This is a genomic window from Arenibacter catalasegens (assembly GCF_002909235.1).
Lineage (GTDB): Bacteria > Bacteroidota > Bacteroidia > Flavobacteriales > Flavobacteriaceae > Arenibacter > Arenibacter catalasegens.
Genome location: NZ_PHQQ01000007.1, coordinates 1 through 19,533, shown reverse-complemented (window position 1 = coordinate 19,533; position 19,533 = coordinate 1). Strand labels below are relative to the sequence as shown.

The 19,533-nt window shown below is 38.0% G+C and carries 22 protein-coding genes; 11 read left to right on the top strand and 11 right to left on the bottom strand.

The features are described 5' to 3' along the window. Nucleotides 1-654 (top strand): hypothetical protein, encoded by a 654-nt coding sequence (locus CWD90_RS07445; protein WP_192877998.1) that lies wholly within the window; start codon nt 1-3, stop codon nt 652-654. Here CWD90_RS07445 and CWD90_RS07440 read toward each other — a convergent pair. Continuing rightward, complete coding sequence (locus CWD90_RS07440; protein ID WP_103475318.1) at nt 651-1,799, bottom strand: cysteine desulfurase family protein; 1,149 nt, start codon at nt 1,797-1,799, stop codon at nt 651-653. The two genes, CWD90_RS07445 and CWD90_RS07440, sit on opposite strands and share 4 nt — an antisense overlap. A gap of 134 nt (nt 1,800-1,933) precedes the next feature. Here CWD90_RS07440 and CWD90_RS07435 point away from each other — a divergent pair, with 134 nt between their 5' ends. After that, nucleotides 1,934-2,443 (top strand): hypothetical protein, encoded by a 510-nt coding sequence (locus CWD90_RS07435; protein ID WP_103475317.1) that lies wholly within the window; start codon nt 1,934-1,936, stop codon nt 2,441-2,443. On the opposite strand, the gene CWD90_RS07430 is transcribed toward CWD90_RS07435, so the two are convergent. Continuing rightward, the gene (locus tag CWD90_RS07430) at nt 2,444-2,992 is read right to left on the bottom strand and encodes a Smr/MutS family protein (protein WP_103475316.1); all 549 of its coding nucleotides are present in this window, start codon (nt 2,990-2,992) and stop codon (nt 2,444-2,446) included. It abuts the gene before it with no gap. Further along, nucleotides 2,992-3,189, bottom strand: a complete 198-nt coding sequence (locus CWD90_RS07425) for a hypothetical protein (RefSeq protein ID WP_103475315.1) — start codon at nt 3,187-3,189, stop codon at nt 2,992-2,994. Before CWD90_RS07425 ends, CWD90_RS07430 begins: the two co-directional genes overlap by 1 nt. 59 nt (nt 3,190-3,248) lie before the next feature. On the opposite strand from CWD90_RS07425, the gene CWD90_RS07420 reads away from it, so the two are divergent. Genes CWD90_RS07420 through CWD90_RS23695 form a run of 4 tightly spaced genes read left to right on the top strand, consistent with a single transcriptional unit; the run spans nt 3,249 to nt 4,624 of the window. Continuing rightward, entirely contained in the window at nt 3,249-3,551 is a 303-nt protein-coding gene (locus CWD90_RS07420; protein ID WP_239986483.1) for a DUF2752 domain-containing protein, read from the top strand. 9 nt (nt 3,552-3,560) lie between these two features. Further along, the gene (locus CWD90_RS07415) at nt 3,561-3,899 is read left to right on the top strand and encodes a CCC motif membrane protein (protein WP_103475314.1); all 339 of its coding nucleotides are present in this window, start codon (nt 3,561-3,563) and stop codon (nt 3,897-3,899) included. 37 nt (nt 3,900-3,936) lie between these two features. Continuing rightward, entirely contained in the window at nt 3,937-4,221 is a 285-nt protein-coding gene (locus CWD90_RS07410; protein WP_103475313.1) for a CD225/dispanin family protein, read from the top strand. A gap of 22 nt (nt 4,222-4,243) precedes the next feature. Next, the gene (locus CWD90_RS23695) at nt 4,244-4,624 is read left to right on the top strand and encodes a DUF2752 domain-containing protein (protein ID WP_157941175.1); all 381 of its coding nucleotides are present in this window, start codon (nt 4,244-4,246) and stop codon (nt 4,622-4,624) included. A gap of 53 nt (nt 4,625-4,677) precedes the next feature. On the opposite strand, the gene rocD is transcribed toward CWD90_RS23695, so the two are convergent. From rocD to CWD90_RS07390, 3 genes are all read right to left on the bottom strand, one after another. Then, entirely contained in the window at nt 4,678-5,958 is a 1,281-nt protein-coding gene (gene rocD, locus CWD90_RS07400; protein ID WP_103475311.1) for an ornithine--oxo-acid transaminase, read from the bottom strand. Nucleotides 5,959-6,102: 144 nt separating this feature from the next. Next, the gene (locus CWD90_RS07395) at nt 6,103-7,008 is read right to left on the bottom strand and encodes an endonuclease/exonuclease/phosphatase family protein (protein ID WP_103475310.1); all 906 of its coding nucleotides are present in this window, start codon (nt 7,006-7,008) and stop codon (nt 6,103-6,105) included. 166 nt (nt 7,009-7,174) lie between these two features. Continuing rightward, complete coding sequence (locus tag CWD90_RS07390) at nt 7,175-8,641, bottom strand: sulfatase (protein WP_205161216.1); 1,467 nt, start codon at nt 8,639-8,641, stop codon at nt 7,175-7,177. Nucleotides 8,642-8,867: 226 nt separating this feature from the next. Here CWD90_RS07390 and rlmD point away from each other — a divergent pair, with 226 nt between their 5' ends. Genes rlmD through CWD90_RS07375 form a run of 3 tightly spaced genes read left to right on the top strand, consistent with a single transcriptional unit; the run spans nt 8,868 to nt 11,585 of the window. Further along, entirely contained in the window at nt 8,868-10,283 is a 1,416-nt protein-coding gene (gene rlmD, locus CWD90_RS07385; protein WP_103475309.1) for a 23S rRNA (uracil(1939)-C(5))-methyltransferase RlmD, read from the top strand. An 11-nt stretch (nt 10,284-10,294) separates the two neighbouring features. After that, a complete protein-coding gene (locus tag CWD90_RS07380) occupies nt 10,295-10,798 on the top strand; it encodes a DUF6452 family protein (protein WP_103475308.1) in 504 nt (167 codons plus the stop codon). Next, nucleotides 10,779-11,585, top strand: a complete 807-nt coding sequence (locus tag CWD90_RS07375) for a DUF6048 family protein (RefSeq protein WP_103475307.1) — start codon at nt 10,779-10,781, stop codon at nt 11,583-11,585. The genes CWD90_RS07380 and CWD90_RS07375 overlap by 20 nt, the downstream gene beginning before the upstream one ends. 1 nt (nt 11,586) lies before the next feature. Here the strand turns inward: CWD90_RS07375 and CWD90_RS07370 are convergent, their stop codons facing one another. Continuing rightward, the gene (locus CWD90_RS07370) at nt 11,587-11,817 is read right to left on the bottom strand and encodes a hypothetical protein (RefSeq protein ID WP_103475306.1); all 231 of its coding nucleotides are present in this window, start codon (nt 11,815-11,817) and stop codon (nt 11,587-11,589) included. Nucleotides 11,818-11,849: 32 nt separating this feature from the next. Further along, a complete protein-coding gene (locus CWD90_RS07365) occupies nt 11,850-13,013 on the bottom strand; it encodes a THUMP domain-containing class I SAM-dependent RNA methyltransferase (protein WP_103475305.1) in 1,164 nt (387 codons plus the stop codon). 90 nt (nt 13,014-13,103) lie between these two features. On the opposite strand from CWD90_RS07365, the gene CWD90_RS07360 reads away from it, so the two are divergent. Both CWD90_RS07360 and CWD90_RS07355 read left to right on the top strand, forming a co-directional pair. Continuing rightward, nucleotides 13,104-13,775, top strand: coding sequence for a ZIP family metal transporter (locus CWD90_RS07360; protein ID WP_103475304.1), 672 nt, complete (start codon nt 13,104-13,106; stop codon nt 13,773-13,775). 95 nt (nt 13,776-13,870) lie between these two features. Continuing rightward, nucleotides 13,871-14,299, top strand: coding sequence for a DUF4268 domain-containing protein (locus tag CWD90_RS07355; RefSeq protein WP_103475303.1), 429 nt, complete (start codon nt 13,871-13,873; stop codon nt 14,297-14,299). Here the strand turns inward: CWD90_RS07355 and trhA are convergent. The 3 genes from trhA to CWD90_RS07340 all read right to left on the bottom strand — a co-directional run bounded on the left by trhA (nt 14,296) and on the right by CWD90_RS07340 (nt 18,948). Then, nucleotides 14,296-14,913 (bottom strand): PAQR family membrane homeostasis protein TrhA, encoded by a 618-nt coding sequence (trhA, locus tag CWD90_RS07350; protein ID WP_103475302.1) that lies wholly within the window; start codon nt 14,911-14,913, stop codon nt 14,296-14,298. The two genes, CWD90_RS07355 and trhA, sit on opposite strands and share 4 nt — an antisense overlap. Nucleotides 14,914-15,071: 158 nt before the next feature. Continuing rightward, a complete protein-coding gene (locus CWD90_RS07345) occupies nt 15,072-17,030 on the bottom strand; it encodes a plastocyanin/azurin family copper-binding protein (RefSeq protein WP_103475301.1) in 1,959 nt (652 codons plus the stop codon). A 16-nt stretch (nt 17,031-17,046) separates the two neighbouring features. Next, the gene (locus tag CWD90_RS07340) at nt 17,047-18,948 is read right to left on the bottom strand and encodes a 3-keto-disaccharide hydrolase (RefSeq protein ID WP_103475300.1); all 1,902 of its coding nucleotides are present in this window, start codon (nt 18,946-18,948) and stop codon (nt 17,047-17,049) included. Nucleotides 18,949-19,533 lie beyond the last annotated feature (585 nt).

Here is a 19,533-nt window from a genome sequence, read left to right as displayed (position 1 = left end):
ATGAAAAATATCGTTGCAAGCATTTTTATGCTCATAAGCCTAGGCATATATGCTCAAAAAAACATTTATGAGAGTGATAAATTTGATGAGCTAAGTCGTGATCATAATAATTTGGCCATTATCCCTTTCTTGACCAACTTGGAATTAAAGGACGAAATATCCAACAAGGAATTAAAGGACCTTGAGAAGAAGGAGGGTTATGCTGTACAGGATGCACTGGAAACCTATTTTTCGAAAAGAAAAAAGAAAAAGAAATTTTCGGTAGAATTCCAAAATACCAAAAACACTAATGCTATTCTTAAACAGAATGGCATATCCTACGACAATATTGATGTTTATAGTGTAAAGCAACTGGCCGAAATTTTAGAAGTTGACGGTATTATAAGCGGCACCCTAGACCTTAACGTACTCTTATCCAAAGGTGTCCCTACAGAGTTCAGTTTATTGGATTATATTAAAGGCAATGCCAATTACGGTAGAATAGGCGTAAAAATAAGTGATGGAACCACCGGAAAATTACTGTGGAAATACGAAAAACAGATCAATAAAAAATCAGGTAAAAACACAACGGACCTAATCGATTTGATGATGAAACTAGCCTCCAGAAAATTCCCATATGACAGGGAACGGCCTAGGGACCGAAAGAAAGGCTAATGGGAGCCGAACTCTTTTAACACCTCAATTACGTAATCCAATTCTTCTTTGGAATTATATTTTGAAAAAGAAAACCGTAGGGACGGTTTTTCCAGATCCTCAGGGGAAAGAATTTCCGTAAGTACATGTGACCCGATATCACTACCGGCCTGACACGCGCTACCTTTGGAGCATGCGATACCTTTAAGATCTAAATGAAACAACAACATGAGTGCTTTTTCAGGATCAAATGGAAGGCGTACATTCACTAGGGTATAGGTACTTTTCTCCATATCTCCCGAAAGACCATTAAAGCCTACCTCGGGTATGGCCACGGCTATTTTCTCTATAAAATATCTTTTTAATTCAGTAACAAAATCCATTTCTACTTCCAAATGGTCATATGCGGCAATAATTGCCTCTTCTAGACCTACTATATTATGGAAAGGTTCCGTTCCCGCCCTAAAACCGCGTTCTTGAGATCCACCTAAAATCAATGGTTTTAAACCAGTGTTTCTTTTAATGTACGCGAATCCAACACCTTTGGGCCCATGAAATTTATGTGCCGCCGCTGTTAAAAAATGTGCCTTGGTATTTTGTACATCCCAAGGAAAATGACCTATAGACTGTACGGTATCGGAATGAAATAGGGCATTGTATTCCTCACAAAGCTCACCAATAGCCACAATATCTATGGTGTTTCCTATTTCGTTGTTCACATGCATCAGGCTTACCAATTTTTTACTTCCCTCCCCTTTCAAAAGTGATTCCAAATGGGCCAAGTCCGGATTTCCAAAACTATCCAAATTCACAAATAATAGTTCCACACCATATTCTGTAGCCAATGCCTCAGCCGTGTGCAATACCGCATGGTGTTCTATTTTAGAAGTAATTATAGTTTTAACCCCAAGATCTCTAACACTACATCTTAGAATCATATTGTCCGCTTCCGTACCACCTGAAGTGAAAATTATCTCAGCCGGATGGGCATTTAATAACTTGGCAATGGTTTTCCTTGCTTTTTCGATTGCCGTTTTGGCAGTTCTTCCAAAACCATGGGAAGAAGAAGGATTTCCGTAGGAACTTTCCAAAGCATCTTGCATTCTAAAGATAACCTCCGGCCTAACCTGAGTGGTGGCGGCATTATCCAAATAAACCTTTTTCATTTAATTATAAATCCATTTAAAAGCTTTCCCAACTCTAGGAAAGTCCCCCAAAATTACTTGAAATAAAGTTAATTTCCTGCAAAATGCATATAAACCTCTAGGTTTATAACTTAAATTTCAATTAAATTTGAGGTATGAAAAATCTTTTGATTCTCCTTTTGTGTTTGGCCCTTACTTCTTGTGATGACGGGGATTTACAAATTGAAACTATAAATTTTGACGATAGCGATATTCAATATTGTGGCAGTACGGTTACAACAAGCTCCACCTTATTCTTTAAAATTGTTGACAGTGAAGCCTTAATACTCACCTTAGCCAGTGGAACCCTTAAGAATGAGGCATCTGCCGGGGAGGTTGAATATCCCATTTCTAGCAATACTACTCTAACGTATCGCATTTTTTCCGCCAGTGTAACCCAAACCTATTTTTGTGATGTGATTCCCGTAACGGAACCTACGGTACTCGAAGAAATTGAGGCAGAAAGCGGATCTGTACTAATAACCACTACGGCTGTAGTTGATGGAGAAAACACTTCTTACGAACATACAATAAGGTTGAGCGGGATTACTTTAATTAACAATTCCAACAATCAGAGGATTACCGATTTAAGCATCAATGATTTCGGAACGGTAACAACCGAATAATCAAGGGGTATTCTGAAAAAAGTATACTTCTGTTGCCCCCATACCATATTTCTGATAATCAGCGTCATAGAACTTTGCATTTTCGTATCGCTTAAAAAGAAAATATAGCTCTTCCTTTAAAATACCTTCCCCCACACCATGAATAAAAACAACTTTTTGTATCTTTTTTCGCATAGCGAAATCCAGTTGGCGCTTTGCCGTATCCAATTGTAGGTTCAACATTTCAAAATTGGTCATCCCTTTGGTTGAAGCTGTCAATTTATTTATATGCAGATCAACTTCCATCTGTGGTATATTGCGCTCCTTTGGTCTTAATTTCTTATGATGTCTATTTTTTGGTATTTCCTTTTCCGCCTTTATTTTAGCCACTTCAAAATTGGTTACTTTAATAGCATTGGAGCTTGCTATTTTCAATAATTCGGCTGCCGTATAACTCAATAAGAACCCGTCGTTACTTTCTACAGTAATTTGAGTGCCATTTATTTTTACTACGACCCCTTGAATAATATCATCGATGGCCTCTACTTGATCTCCAACTTTAAAATCCATTACTTATTCTCTTTGTCATTTTCCTCTGGCCCAAACTTATCACTGCTCCATAACTGTGTGGTCTTGTACAATCCGAACATTAGAAGGACAATGCCAAGGCTTAACGCATACTCCTCTTCCATTACATTGTCTCCCAACCCAGCGATTGCGGCTCCTACTATGATGAGCACTAAATAAAAAGTCCGTTTTGTTTTCATTGCCCAAAAATAATAGTAATTTTCGGTAAAGAATTATATTAGCACTTTAAATTAACCTAATGGCGATTCTCTTGGAACTTGAAAATTATATGCTGCCCTGTATGAACAAGCAAATTTTCGGTATCGAATGCCCTGGTTGTGGCATTCAACGTTCCATTTCCTATTTATTGGACGGCAATTTTATTGACGCACTAAAGATATATCCCGCCATTTACACACTGATATTGTTAGTTGGTTTTGTTGGCGCCTCTCTAATGTTCAATTTTAAAAATTCATTCAAGATTAAAATATATCTTTTATACCTAAACGCCGGAATCATCATTATAAGTTATATATACAAGATGACCCATCTAATACATTAAAATAGAATTATGGAACAACAAAAACTACCGAACGCAACGCTGATTTTAGTATTTGGAATTATCTCTATAGTAACCTGCTGCTGCTATGGGATTATTGGTTTGATATTTGGAATAATCGGACTTATTTTAGCCAACAAGGCAACCAACATCTATGCATTAGACCCCACTATTTATGAAGGCTATAACAATGTTAAGCTAGGAAAAACGCTATCGATTATAGGTATTGTACTAAATATACTTGTGGTCATTTTCTTTATTTGGATTATCTCTATTATTGGCTGGGATGCATTACAGAACGAAGAAATTATGAGGGAAAGAATGGAAGATTATTTCCAGAACCTTCAATAAATATAATTACAACCTAACAATTTTATTAAACTATTTTATGGAAAACCATCAAACCCGACCCAAACCGAACAACTATTTGGTTTTAGCTATTATCAGTACTGTATTTTGTTGCTTGATTCCTGGCATCGTCAGTATTGTAAATGCTGCCAAGGTAAATGAGGCATATGCTCTGGGCAATTATGACCAAGCTGAAAAAGCTTCTAAAAACGCCAAAACATGGGCCATTGTTGGTATTGCCATTGCAGGTGTATTGTGGCTTTTATATATCGCTATTTTTGGCTTTGCCATAATAGGTGGTTTAATGAGTTCGGGTGATTTCTAAAAAAATAAAAATACCATTAATAATGATTTTGGGAGCAGTGTTCCTTGGACTACTGCTCCTATTTTTTTTTATAAACCCCGTTAGTTCCAACTACTTCCCCAAATGTCCATTTTTAACTGCCACAGGTTATTATTGCACGGGTTGCGGTAGCCAAAGGGCCCTACATGATTTGCTACACTTAAATTTATTAGGTGTTGCTCGGCATAATATCCTGTTTATTCCCGCATTTTTATTGATCATCTACCATTGGGTTCGCAATTATACCCCCTTAAAGAACAAAAAAGCCTTACCTGATCTTATCTATCATCCCAAAACTCCAATAGTACTATTTATTATAATCACGCTATTTACAATTTTAAGGAATGTAAACATTTACCCTTTTACGTTACTGGCTCCAGGATAAACTAAAGCCCGCTATAAAGACAATAACGGGCTATTTACTAAAATTATAAGAAATTATTTTTCAAATTTCTTTAATGTTTTTATAATTATCCCCACACAATCAAGGAGCTGTTCCTTATCCATTACCAAAGGAGGGGCAAACCTTATAATATTTCCATGGGTAGGCTTGGCCAAAAGACCGTTCTCCTTTAAAGCCAAACAAATATCCCAAGCTGTAGAACTATCTTCTGTATCATTTATCAATATGGCATTTAATAAACCCTTGCCCCTAACGGCATTCACAATATTACATGTTGGAATAAACTTATTGAGCTCATCCCTGAAAATTTCACCCAACAGATAGGCATTTTCTGCCAACCCTTCTTCCTTTACTACCTCGAGGGCAGCTATACCCACAGCAGCAGCCACTGGATTCCCCCCAAAAGTACTGCCATGGCTACCAGGTGTTATAACATCCATAATTTCATCATTGGCTAGAACTCCAGAAATTGGGTAAACCCCTCCAGAAAGGGCTTTTCCTAAAATCAATAAATCCGCTTTCACTTCAGGTGTTCCGCTACAATGCCTATCCGGACAATTACAGTTGCCACATGTTGCCAATAATTTTCCCGTCCGGGCTATTCCGGTCTGTACTTCATCGGCAATAAAAAGAACGTTATGTTTCTTACATAATTCCTTGGCTTCGGACAAATAATCTTCCGCCGGCACATACACTCCGGCTTCCCCTTGAATGGGTTCTACCAAGAACCCAGCTATGTTTACATTGTTCTCTAAAACCTCCTGTAGGGCCTTTAGATTGTCATATTCAATTTTGATAAAACCTTCAGTATATGGACCATAATTTTTGTGCGCCACGGAATCGTTGGAAAATGAGATAATAGTGGTTGTACGTCCGTGAAAATTATTTTCACAGACGATAATTTGGGCTTGATTTTCCGGAATTCCCTTTTTCTCATAGGCCCATTTTCTGCATATTTTAAGCGCCGTTTCCACTGCTTCCGCACCTGTATTCATAGGTAACAACTTATCAAAACCAAAGGTTTCGGTTGCCAACTTCTCAAACTTACCCAACATATCATTATAGAATGCCCTAGATGTCAAGGTAAGCGTTTGCGCTTGCCGCATCATTGCGCTGATAATTTTAGGATGACAATGCCCCTGATTTACTGCTGAATAGGCCGATAAAAAATCGTAATATTTCTTTCCTTCAACATCCCAAACAAAGACTCCCTCTCCCCTATTTAAAACAACTGGTAACGGATGATAATTATGTGCCCCGTATTTTTCTTCCAACGCAATTGCATCCTTAGAAGTTAATTTTTCTAAAACTGACATGATTTTTAAATTTTAAATAAAACTTTAGCAATTCCTTCTTGGGGAGAGAAATCATCCTTCTATTGTAGAGCATGCAAATTACGAATTGTAATTTGCATGCTAAAATATTTTATGAATTGATTTTCCTCACAGAACACCTAGCTTTCAATCTTTTAGGTCAAAATTGGCACTAACGGGATAGTGATCGGATAAAAACCAATTTTCCGAACCATTGTGGACTTTTGCATCCAAACATTTTATGGATAACTCAGGAGAAACCAAAATGTAATCTATCCGTTCCAGACGAGAAACCAGCTGTAAAGCACTTTCCTTATTCACCTCTGCCAAAACCTGCCCAGGAAAACTGCCTCTTTCAGCTAAACCAGCAGAAAATTTTTGAACTACATCATATAATGGGAATGAAAGAAATTTGGACATTACAGCATAATCCAATGTTCCATTTACAATATTGCCGTTTAATCCCTTTCCCTTATTAGATTCCTGTAACCTAGTTAATAATTTACCCTTGGGGTCGTACAAATCGGCATCAAAAGGTGAATGGGCATTAAAATCTCCCAATACCACATATTTAGAAGTGGTTTTGACTATTTCGTTCAATTTATTGGATATTATAATGGCCTCTTCCCTCCTACGTTCAATGCTTCCAGGATGGAGGTGAACTACCAAAACATCAATTCCATTGGTTTTGCAGTGCAACGCACCGTGATGCATACCTTCCATTATTTTTTCTACAACCTCTATGGGATATTTAGAGGTAAGGCCAACAGAATAACCAGTTGTTTTCAATAAAACAGAGTAATCATGACCCCAGACCTTGGCATCTTCCGCTAACATTTCCGAAGAATAGGAACATAACTCTTGTAAGGCAACAACATCTGGAGTTTGTGCTCCTACCCAATCTTGTATATTTTTCCTTCTTTCCAGATCCTTGCCCCAATCATAGCCATTCCAAATATTGTAGGTTAGAATTTTAAAATTCTCCTGCTTATCTTGGGATACCAGTGATAATGGTATTATTATAATTATAAATAATATATTTCGAAAATTCATTGGTCTAAATTTATTTTAACAATATGGCCAACAGTTCTGTCCCCCAAAAAAAATCTGGTCAGAAGGCCGTAAAAGTATGATGGTTATTTATAAACAAGCAAAAATTTTGATGCTCCAACTCGGGATCGGATCCATATACCCTACCCACACTAGTGTGTACGCTTAACTACTTGGAACCATACTGGATACCCAAATCGTTAGTGCGAAGTTCCTTCAGTTTCTCCCTTAAAGTCTTCTGCATTTCCTCCACTATCACAGCATATTTAGGGTTATGCGCGAGATTATTATACTGTTTGGCATCGTTCTCCATATCAAAAAGTTCCATACCAGCTCCTGCATCTTCATCGTACTGTATGTATGCCCATTTGTGGTTGCGCAAAAGAAAGGTCTTACCTCCCTGACTCACCGAAAATGCATAATCCCTCACATTGGCTTTAGGATTATCCAATGTTTTTACAAGGCTCTTTCCTTGTAAATGTTCTGAAGCTTTTATCCCAGCCAATTCTGCGAGTGTAGGATATAAATCTAAAAGTTCGGAAAAGGAATTACATACTGCCGGTGCTTTGCCTGGCACTTTTATCACCAAGGGAACCCTAACCGATTCCTCATGAAGGCTTACTTTCATCCAAAAACGGTGTTCCCCTAGATGAAAACCGTGATCAGAAGTAAATACAACAATGGTATTTTCATCCAACCCTTCTTCTTTTAATGTCTTTAGTATCTTTCCTACTTGAGCATCCATATAAGATACGGATGCATAATACCCAGCTACTGCCTTTTTTTCTTGTTCCTCGGACATTTCACCATTTACACTGGTTACATAATTAATTCCACGCGCGGGAATATCGTCCCAATCGTTTTCAACTTTAGGCGGCAATACTATTTGCTCATGTGGATAAGGTTCAAAATACCTTCTGGGAGCAACAAAGGGCACGTGGGGCCTTACCAATCCTACTGCTAAAAAGAAGGGATTATTTTTGTGCTTTTTAATTAGTTCTATAGCCTTTTCAGCAGTTTTTCCATCGGAATGCACCAAATCATCCCCATCTGCCTTAACAATGGTCATAACATTACCTCCTTTTCTTGGTTTCAGCCCATAGGGATTATTCTGCACCAATTCGGCCTCCCCTTCCGCAGTCCATTCTGGACCCTTACTATTAAACCGTTCGGTCCACGAGGCCTCGTCATCCTGACCATTAGAACCCGTTTCAATATCTATAGGAACTCCCATATGATATATCTTGCTTACCCGAGCTGTATAATAGCCATTATCCTTGAACAGTTGTGAAAGTGACTTTCGTGAAGGGCCAACATTTTCCCTTCCACTTACATATCCATAAGTATTGGTAGCGTTGGGATAGTAGCCGAACATAAGGGAAGCTCTTGATGGGCCACAGACTGGGTATTGGGAATAGGCCCTTGTATACCTAGTGCCTTTAGCTGCCAATTGATCAATATTCGGGGTATTGGACGCCTGATTTTCATAGGATGAAATCGCTGTAGCCGTTAGATCATCCGCAATTATAAATAGAACATTGGGTTTATTGTTTTTAATTTTATTTCCCAATTTTCCTTTTTGTGCGGGTCCATAAAAAAAACACATCATTAAGAGACATAGAAGTAGTTTTCTCATTGTAACTAATTTATCAAAACTTAAAATAACAATATTCATCAATTCCCTAGGGCCTATAACCTCAATTACTTCTGCTTTTATTTGCCTGCAATCCACCGTAGGTAAAACTCATTTAATAGGCAATTCCCATTTTATTTATACCACAGCGCAAACGAATCTAATAAATACAAATAAGACTCTGTTAAAAAGCTACATAAATCCTAAAAAATTCTCCTATTTTTGCGCCATGCGCAGAAAGAATACAAGACAAGTTTTTGAAAATGTAGAAGTCGTAGATGCTGGAGCCAAAGGAAAAACAATTGGCAAGGCACCAGACGGAAGGGTAATTTTCCTGACCAATACGGTACCGGGTGATGTTGTGGACGTTGAGACCACTAAAAAACGAAAGGCCTATTTTGAAGGGGTCGCTACCAAATTCCATACTTTTTCGGACAAAAGGACTACTCCCGTTTGTGAGCATTTTGGAGTTTGCGGTGGCTGTAAATGGCAGGATATGGGCTATGAGCATCAGCTATTCTACAAACAAAAAGAAGTAGAAAACAATCTTCGTAGAATTGGTCATTTGGAATTACCACCAACCAATACCATTTTGGGCTCTAAAAAACAATATTTCTATAGAAATAAGATGGAATTTTCCTTTTCGGACAGTAGGTGGTTGACCTTGGATGAAATAAACTCGGGTAAGGAGATTGAGGATAAAAATGCCTTGGGGTTTCATATTCCTGGTATGTGGGATAAAATATTGGACATTAAAAAATGTCATTTACAAGATGACCCTTCCAATGCCATTAGGTTGGAAATAAAGGATTTCGCTATCACGAACGGGCTTACCTTCTTTAATCCAAGAAATCAATGGGGCATGCTTCGGACCGTAATGATACGCACATCCTCTACAGGTGAAATTATGGTTATGGTCCAATTTTACGAGGACCATTTGGAAAAGAGGGAATTGTTGATGGCCCATTTAGAAACGACCTTTCCGGAGATAACCTCCTTGTTATACGTCATCAATCAAAAACAAAATGACACTATATATGACCAAGAAATCATATGCCATTCTGGTCGCGATCATATATTTGAGGAAATGGAAGGCTTACAATTTAAAATAAATGCCAAATCCTTTTATCAAACCAATTCCGACCAAGCCTATGAACTTTATAAGGTAACACGTGATTTTGCCGGACTTACTGGAAATGAATTGGTATACGACCTTTACACAGGTACAGGTACCATTGCCCAATTTGTGGCCAAAAAAGCCAAAAAAGTTATAGGTATAGAGGCCGTTCCTGAAGCCATTGCCGATGCTAAGACCAATGCCGAGAGAAACAAAATAGACAATGTAGATTTCTTTGTTGGGGATATGAAGAACGTCTTTAACCCGAGTTTTATTAAGGCACATGGAAGGCCCGACCTCATTATAACAGATCCGCCGAGAGATGGTATGCACGCAGCCGTTGTGCAACAAATTTTGACCATAGCACCTGAAAAGGTGGTATATGTTAGTTGTAACAGTGCTACACAGGCTAGGGACTTGGAATTAATGAAGGAAGATTATGAAATAATGAAGGTGCAACCGGTGGATATGTTTCCGCAAACCCATCATGTTGAAAATGTTGTACTTTTGAAAAAACGGATTAAATAATCCAACTAAGCATGAAGAAGGTCTATATTCCAATACTTTTCATAATTGCGTTTATCAGCTTTGGAGCTTGCGAAAAGGATGATATCTGTGTGGACGGGGATACCCCTTTAATGGTGATAAGGTTTTATGATGTTGACAACCCTACCGTATTAAAAAAGGTAACTAAATTACGAATTGTTGGAGTTGGCCAGAATACGACCGTAACCACGGTTTCCGACAGAACCGATTTGGATTCTATTGCCATTCCATTAAGAGTTGCCGAAGAAAGTAGCGGTTTTTATTTTATCAACAATTCTTCCGAGGTAGATTCCGTAGAAGTAGGAGATCTGGACACCTTATACTTCAATTATACGAGAAAGGATAAGTTTGTTTCGAGGGCCTGTGGTTATATTGCCAATTATGAGACATTAAGTAGCGATTTAAAAACGGAAACCGATAATTGGATAAAAGAAATAGAAATTGTAACCCCAATGGTAGAAAACTCAACAACGGCCCATGTTAAAATATTTCATTAGTAGTTTTATATTTCTAGCCTTTGTTTTGGGATACTCACAAAGTAAGCCAATTGACCTGCAGCCCAAAGACACAGTAGCCCATACAGACCCTTATGGCCTTAGGGTAGGGATAGACCTTAGCCGCCCATTGATATCCATTTTAAATGATAATTACACTGGACTGGAAATAGTTGGCGATTACAGGATTACAGATAAACTTTATGTAGCGGCCGAACTTGGTAATGAAAAAAATACAAAACAAGAGGATCTTTACAATTTTACAACCTCCGGGAGTTACTTAAAACTTGGAGTGGATTATAATACGTATGGTAATTGGTATGGAATGAACAACTCTGTACATGTGGGAGGCCGTTATGCATACAGTACTTTTAGTCAAACCTTGAATAATTATCAAATTTATGATACCAACCGATACTGGAACGATCCGGATTATCAGAACAACCCTAACCCCAATGCCGTGAACGATTTTCCCTTTGGCTCAGATGTTCCTCAAGAATTTGGCGGATTAAGTGCCAGTTGGCTAGAAGCTGTGATTGGCTTAAAAGCAGAGCTTTTTGCCAATATTTATTTGGGAGCAAGCGTACGCATTGGCTTTTTGGTCAGTAATAAGGAACCTGATAGTTTTAGAAATCTATGGATTCCGGGATTCAATAAAGTTACTGACGGGAGCAATTTTGGGGCTGGCTTTAATTATTCCATTACTTATTTTATACCGCTCTACAAGAAAGCCAAAAAAATAAAGGAAAAAGAAGAAAAACCGGTAGAAAAAAAACAGGGTCAGAAATAACCTAAAACTCCCGAAACCCTTTAATCAAAATCCATTTCATCATTATTTTGTTGCCTTTACCGGATTTGACAACCGCAAATTTGGGCGCCATTAAACTCGCTATTACTGCTGCTATAATCGCCAGGACAAGAGTATCTAATGATAAGAACATACCAAGCAATAACCGCCCAGCCACAAATAAAATAGCAAAGCCTAGAAAATTATAGATTAGGACTTTATGTTTTGGTTTCATAATTTCAATTCTGTAAAATAGTAGGTAGGGTGCTATTCTGCCTTATTAAACTTGGCCTTCTTACTCCCTTCATACATCACATATTTTACTAATCGGGACTCCAAATGACTATTATATACTTTTATTTTTCTTGACGGACGTAACCCTACAAATTTTAAAGCCTCCAAGTTGGACGTAATAAACCATGCATCGGTACCAGGGTAATTTCTCTTTAAGGTATTTCCAATGTCTCCATAAAAATCCTCCATTTCAATATCCAAGCGCTCACCATAAGGAGGGTTAAAAACCATATGCAAATGCCCTTCAATTGATTTTTCCGTATCAAAAAAGTTCTTTCTTTCAATCGTTATATAATCGGATAGATTGGCGTTAACCACATTGTCCTGTGCTTTTCTAACGGCAGAGGGTGCTTTATCATATCCAATAATTTTATGGTTAAACTCCCTTGTCCTATTTAGACTGCTATCTACAATTTTCTCAAAAAGCTCGGGATCAAAATCGTGCCATTTCTCAAAGGCAAATTCCTTTCTATTAATATTGGCCGGAATATTACAGGCAATCATGGCCGCTTCTGTTAACATGGTACCACTTCCACACATGGGATCCAAGAAATCACATTGTCCATCCCATCCACTTAACAACAAAAGTCCAGCTGCCAAAACCTCATTTATAGGTGCTATGTTGGTGGCGGTCCGATACCCTCTTTGGTGCAAAGATCTCCCTGAGGAATCTAGGGCCACGTTACATTGATCATTTTGAATGTGAATATTGATTCTAACATCTGGAAATTTAATATCTACATCTGGCCTAGTACCGTCCGTATCCCTAAATTTATCCACTATGGCATCTTTTGTCTTTTGGGAGACATATAAGGAATGGGTGAAATTTTCGCTATTTACTGTAGCATCTATTGCAAAAGTCGTGGTGGTCGAAAGATAATCGAACCAATCCATGGCATATATTTTTTTATAAAGATCGTTTTCATCCCGCACCCGAAACGAATGGATCGGTTTAACAATTTTAATTGCAGTACGCAAACACAGATTTGCCTTGTACATAAAACCGGTATCCCCTTCAAAATATACGCTCCTAACTGCTTCCTGAACATTACTCGCACCTAGGTTACGTAGTTCCTTGGCCAAAATTTCCTCAAAACCAAACATGGTCTTGGCCACCATTTTAAAATTATTGTTCATATCTACCTTTAAGATTACGGCAAAAATACATTAATTTTAGCCCTTATTAGCCAATATGATAATTTTGTACAATACCAGAATTAATCCTTAATGAAATATTTATTACCTATTCTTGCTGTAGTGCTGAGTTTCTTATTTGTATACTTCACCAAACCAAAAAACAAGGAAGTCTTTAAGCTACTACTGGCTTTCAGTGGCGCTTTTTTATTAGCGCTTACTGTATTTGAATTGTTCCCTGAAGTTTATGGTAGTGCAGAACCAAAAACCGTCGGAGTTTTTATTATGTTGGGGATTCTGCTCCAGATATTTCTCGAATTTTTTTCCAAAGGAGCAGAACATGGTCATGTTCATTTAGATCCTGAAAAATCGGATTTCCCTTGGATGCTATTTATAAGCCTGTGCATACATTCACTACTTGAGGGATTGCCTATAGAAAATCACAGTACCATTTTATATGGAATACTAATTCATAAAATTCCAATTGCCATTATTCTTAGCATATTTTTACTCAACTCCAAGATCAAGTTGCTGTCCGCCATATTTTTTATAGTGCTTTTTGCCCTTATGACCCCTATAGGTACTTATATTGCTGCCAATTATGAATTTATCCACGATTATGCTGTATTGTTAAACGCCTTGGTAATTGGTGTTTTTCTTCATATTTCAACTGTTATTTTATTCGAAAGTTCGGAAGCGCATAAATTTAACTTGCGCAAACTGGTGGTTATTATTTTGGGAATTTCAATTGCTTATATGCTATAAAATCGAATTCCAATTACAAGAATAATTGGCACAACAGGTCAATTACTTTAAATTAGTAGCCACTGCTAAAATTAACATAGCACCAAGACCAATAAATGTTCAGCAAGGAGGAAGCAAAAAAGTTACGCCAAGATTTTTGGATCTCCTTTGGGAAATCCTTTCCGAGAAAATGGATTCTGTATAACACTGGTATAAAGGACTCCTCTTTTAAATTTCATTTTGATTTGAAGAGAGCAATGGTCTCTTTCGATATAGAAACTCAAGATCTAGAAAAACGATTGGAAGTATGGGAAAAATTGATGTCACTTAAATCGATTTTATTAGAGGAATATCTACCGAAAGCCCTATCTGAGGATACGGTTTTCTTGGATAACGGGAAGGAAATCTCCAGAATTTCAGTTGGTCTCGAGAATGTTTCCATACACAATAAAAATACTTGGCAGGAGACCATGGTCTTTTTTAAAGACCAAATGGCTGCTTTTGAAGAATTCTATAATCAATATGAAGACATTATTAAACCTTAAACCACATCTACTAGAATAAAAACCCAATGGCTTATGGCACCTGCCAATACAAATAAATGCCAAATAAAGTGATTATAGGGGATTCTTTCTGTGGCATAAAATACAATTCCAAGGGTATAAAAAGCACCTCCCAAAAAAAGGGCACTCTGTCCAATTGTAGTTGTATGGCTAAGCAAATTATCCAAATCCAATACGATCAACCAGCCCATTACCAAATAAAGAAAAAGTGAAATAAATTCGAACTTTCCAGTATAGAATAATTTCATGACCGTACCTACGGCTGCTATTCCCCAAACTGTATAAAATAGGAACCATCCATTGCCATTTTCCAACAAGATCAAGGCAACCGGTGTATAAGTCCCCGCAATTAAAAAATAAATACTGATGTGATCCAGTATCCTTAATTTGTTTTTCAAATTACGATCCCCAACACGATGATATAAGGTTGATGCCGTAAACAACAATACAATGGTAAAACTGTACAGCACTATGGAAAAGGTACCGTAAGAGATTAGCTCCCCGGCATATTGAATTAAAACCGCAAAGCCGATAAGCCCCAAGAATATTCCTAGAGCATGTGAAACGGTGTTTAGTTTTTCCTCGTTGGATAACATTCTTTAAAAGTAGTCATATGCTTCCATTTAATCCATCATAACCGATATTCCGTTACCTAAATTGCACAGAACCCATCATTTTTTATCTGGGGACCAAAAATTAAAATAAGTCACATATTCCATTATCAATGCAATACTCAAAGAGTAGAAACAAATATTTACTCTACAATTAGTTTAGCCCGCATTATCGAGGAATGACCCGGGAAGGTACATACTATCCAATATTCACCCGGCTCATCTGGCATTTTAATATAAATTGTTTCTGCTGTTTCTGGCTGCATGATAGCAGTATGGTACAACACCAAATCGGTATCCGGCACATAATTATAGTCCGGTCCGTCCAATCCCAACATCAAAGCCATTTGCCCCACCTTATCCACCGACTCCTTACCTTTCTGGGTGATTACTAGGTTGTGCATCATATCGTCGTTATTATTAAAGGTGAGCTCTACCTTGGCTCCTCTTTTTACCTGCACTTCCTCGACATCATACTTCAATCCCGGTTTGGTACCGATCATCAATTTCTGATCGGATTTATTATTCCAATCATTAGGCATTTTTGTTATTCTTTTAGGTTGGACAATATTTTTACCCGATTTGACAGCAGCTATCATTTGTGGAGACTTCAATACTCCCCCTGGAACTTCGTTCAGCGTATAATAACCTGTGTCATGCAGTAGTTTCTTTCCCGAACCCGAGATAAGACCTGGAATTTTTATCTCGTGGATAAAACCCAATCGCATACCGTGCAATGTTAATTTAACAGATAATCCATCTACCGAAACCGCTGCTTTGTGTACCATTACCGGCTGTTCTTCCACAATGGGACTACCGTAAGTATTGTGATATTGGTAAGTAAAACTTTTCATTTCATAACTAGTTACATCAGCTGCCAACTTTTTATTTACCGGTTCCGTGAATTCCAATTTAAATCCATCATCAAGCGCCTTCATGGTTTTAATTTCGAAAGGTATTTTTCCAGTCCAGACAAGCCGTTGCAAACCATATGGTGCTTTTCCTGTAGAAGACCATCCCCTACTGGTCATACCCACAAACATACTGGAATCGCTACCCCATAACATTCGTATTAAACCAGAGGAAAAACCTTCACGAAATAAAAACGAAGCACCTTGGTACACCCCGTTGACCTTTTCCATAAAAACCCGCATAATCTTGCTATGGCCTTGGTCACCAACAAATATCTGTCCTTCAAATGGACCAAATTTTCCATTCGTAGTATCATATAGGATATCCGAAGTGGAAATACCCTGTATGGTATGGGGAAACCAGATTGCAGGAGCCTTTAATGCTGGTACTTTTTTAGCATATTCATAAAGACTTAAACCTGATTGTTCCTCGATTTCTTCCTGTTTTAGTTTTAAGGGCGACTGTGGGTCATCTGTCCATCTTAAACCTTCAGGATTACCTGCAAAATCACCTACTTCCAAATGAGTCATCCTTCCTGAACCTACCCAATCCCCTTGGTTTTCTGTGTAGAAAAAATCACCCTCTGGACTGATTTGGAAACCAGCTGGCGACCTTAAACCCGTTGCTATAGGCGTCATATCACCTTCTGGAGTTATCTTTAACATCCAACCCCTCCATTTAACCAAACTGGCTCCATGACCTATCCAGGATAAATTTAAGGTTACCAACATATCCCCATTGGGTAGAATTTTAGGCCCATAAGAATAATCGTGGTAATTCCCGGACAGCGGCCAAGAATAAACAGTCTTATAACTATCCGCCCTACCGTCCCCGTTCCTATCATCCAACCTGGTAAGCTCTCCCCTTTGTGCAAGATAAAAACCATTATCCTTGTATGCCAGGCCCAAGGCTTCATGCAAGCCATTGGCATATCGTTTGTACTCTGGATTTAAACTATATGGCTTATCTATTAGCCATACCTCACCCCTTCTTGTAGACACTCCTAATTTATCATCATCTGTAAAGGCCAAACCTCCCACTTCCAATACAACCTCCTTTGGAATTGGCACCTCCAATATTTTATAATATTCCGATTCTTTTTTTGCCAAGTCCGAACTGTCCTGACCAAACATACATTGCACCGTACCTAAAAGGAATATAAAGAAAACTGCCTGTCTTAAAATCTGCATAATTGGTTATTTTGGGTTACCAAATAATAGTGTACTTAATGTTCTGACTACCCGCGGGTATTTTTAGAAGTAATTCATCCATTCCATTGGAATTTCGGACCAGAGGAACCAAATTTCCATTTCCTGAAAAATCTATAAAATAACTTTCGTCATTTATGATGAAGGTACCATCCTGAAGCTTTTTAATTGATTGCCCTTCGGCAATTTTATGCCAGATATCTTCATCGCCCTTAATGGAGATGGTACGGGTTAGTCCGCGACCATTTTCAGAAGGTTTAAATGAATTGCGAATCACGGTTTCCTTAACTTGGAGTAAAAATACTGGGAGACCATTGTCCTCAATGTCATACCCCAGTTGCTTAAAATTAACATTGGAAGGGATACTATCTGGCCAAACCATGTCCTCTTTTTCCAAAATCATAAAATCAGGATCACCATGAAAGGATACCGAAAATCCTTTTACTTCCGCAAGTTGATTAATACCACGTGCATGCCACATTTGTGTTACATCAAGAAAATCACCTTGCCATACCTGCAAAATGGACTCTCTACTTAAATCGTATGAAAAATGTAATTGTTCCGGGGTTCCTACAGCAATACAATGGGTCCTTTTTTCACCATTATGCATCATATAGCCACGCTGTGCAATAGGTTCCTCCTTCACCTGAACCAATATATTGTCTACGGGCCCTCTCCTTGAAGAACCAAAGGAAGCCTTGGCATGCAAGGCCATCTTTTGTATCTCAGGGCCTTCCACCTCAAAACTAAACCCTGTGTTCCAAGGATTATGCTTATTGTAAATAAAAGTGAAAGGTATTGTACCCTTTTCCAATTTCAATTTTCCAATCCCTGGGGAATCCAGGCTATAATCTCCATTTAAATCTACTACGGTATCCTTGCCTATAACTAATAAGGCGCCACCATTGTTAACTCCTATATCGAAGAGATAAATACCAGAATTTGGGATATCCAACTGTCCATCATACTTCAATATTCTTTTCACTCTATCCCCGGTTATCATTTTGGCTGAAATACTGTCCGTATTTATCTCCCTCACCACAGTAAGAGTGTCCAATCCAGCAATTGTATCAGAATTACTTTCGTATTCCGTCATGTGAATATCCAATAAGGATACTTCTATATCCTCATATTGCTTATATTCTAAATTTCTAATCGCGACAGGTCCATGATCTCCTTGAATCATTAATGGCCCTCTAGCTTTTTCATCGTCATAAGCAGAAGATCTTGTAGGTCCCGTTACCTCCACATTTTCCTGAACTAACTCACCATTCAACCATACCTCTTGAAATACGGCATTTTTGATTTTATTACCCGAAGCATCAAATTTCGGAGCGTGAAATATAATTTTAAAATGTTGCCAAAGTCCTGGTGATTTTGAAGCGTTGATTTTTGGGGCATGTCCCTCAAAACCTTTATGACCCTCCTCCCTAGTATCGTCCCAACGCTTATAAATACTTCCTATATCCCCTGATGTAGGCTCCTTTACACCCCAACTATCCAATAATTGAACTTCATACCTACCCTGAAAATAGAGACCAGAATTTGAGTTGACCGGCATCATCACATCCAACTCAATTTCTATATCCCCATGTTCAAAATTTGTGAAAATATGACCATTTTTTGCCTGCTCACTGGGAATATTAGCCAAAATCCCCCTTCCTGGGGAGGATTCTAATATCTTCTCCTGTGACCTATCCACATAAACATCTCCAACAATCTTCCAATTATCGGTTTCCACCTTAAACTTTGATAGGTCATCTAGTTGGAGCTCTGAGAATGGGAGATAATTATTAATTATGATGGATTCGGTAGCTGTAGTCGCAGTTTCTTTGGAAGGACGATCACCGCACGAAATAAAGAACAGCAATAATCCACTTAAAAACAATGGAGTTTTCATAAAATTGAAGCTTAAGTTACTTGAAACAGTAGTTCCAATCCTTAAATATAGAACTATAAGTTATAAAATTCCTATATCCCTGACGACATGTCAAAAAACACTTTATTGCCAAGTCCCCGAACACTGGCCATTTGAACTACGAAAAGGTTTTCGTAACTTTATGAAGTCATTTACAAAAGTCAAGTGTAAGCCTAAACCCATAATGGAAAAAGATCTTATTTATATGTATTTACAAACACTATTTATCCAATGATTAAAGTTGGGAAAACCCACATATGGTTGATAAATAAAACTGGATAACACCCAAAAGTCATGGCCCGGGGAACTATTGCCCGGGAAGAAATGATTTGGAAGTGGGTCAATTTGGGAATATACCATTATAGTAATGTAGCCATTGTTCAATGTACCAATGAATTAATACGACAATTGACCTTTATCCTAAAACGCAGTAGCGGTGGTTGCAGGAACTGATCACGCCCTAGGCGTGCCATTCCATGACAGCCCGTAACTCCAGGTAGAATTTAGTGACAGGTTGTCGGATCGATATATTTAATGGAGGTCTCTTTTATGAAGAGTTTAGGACAA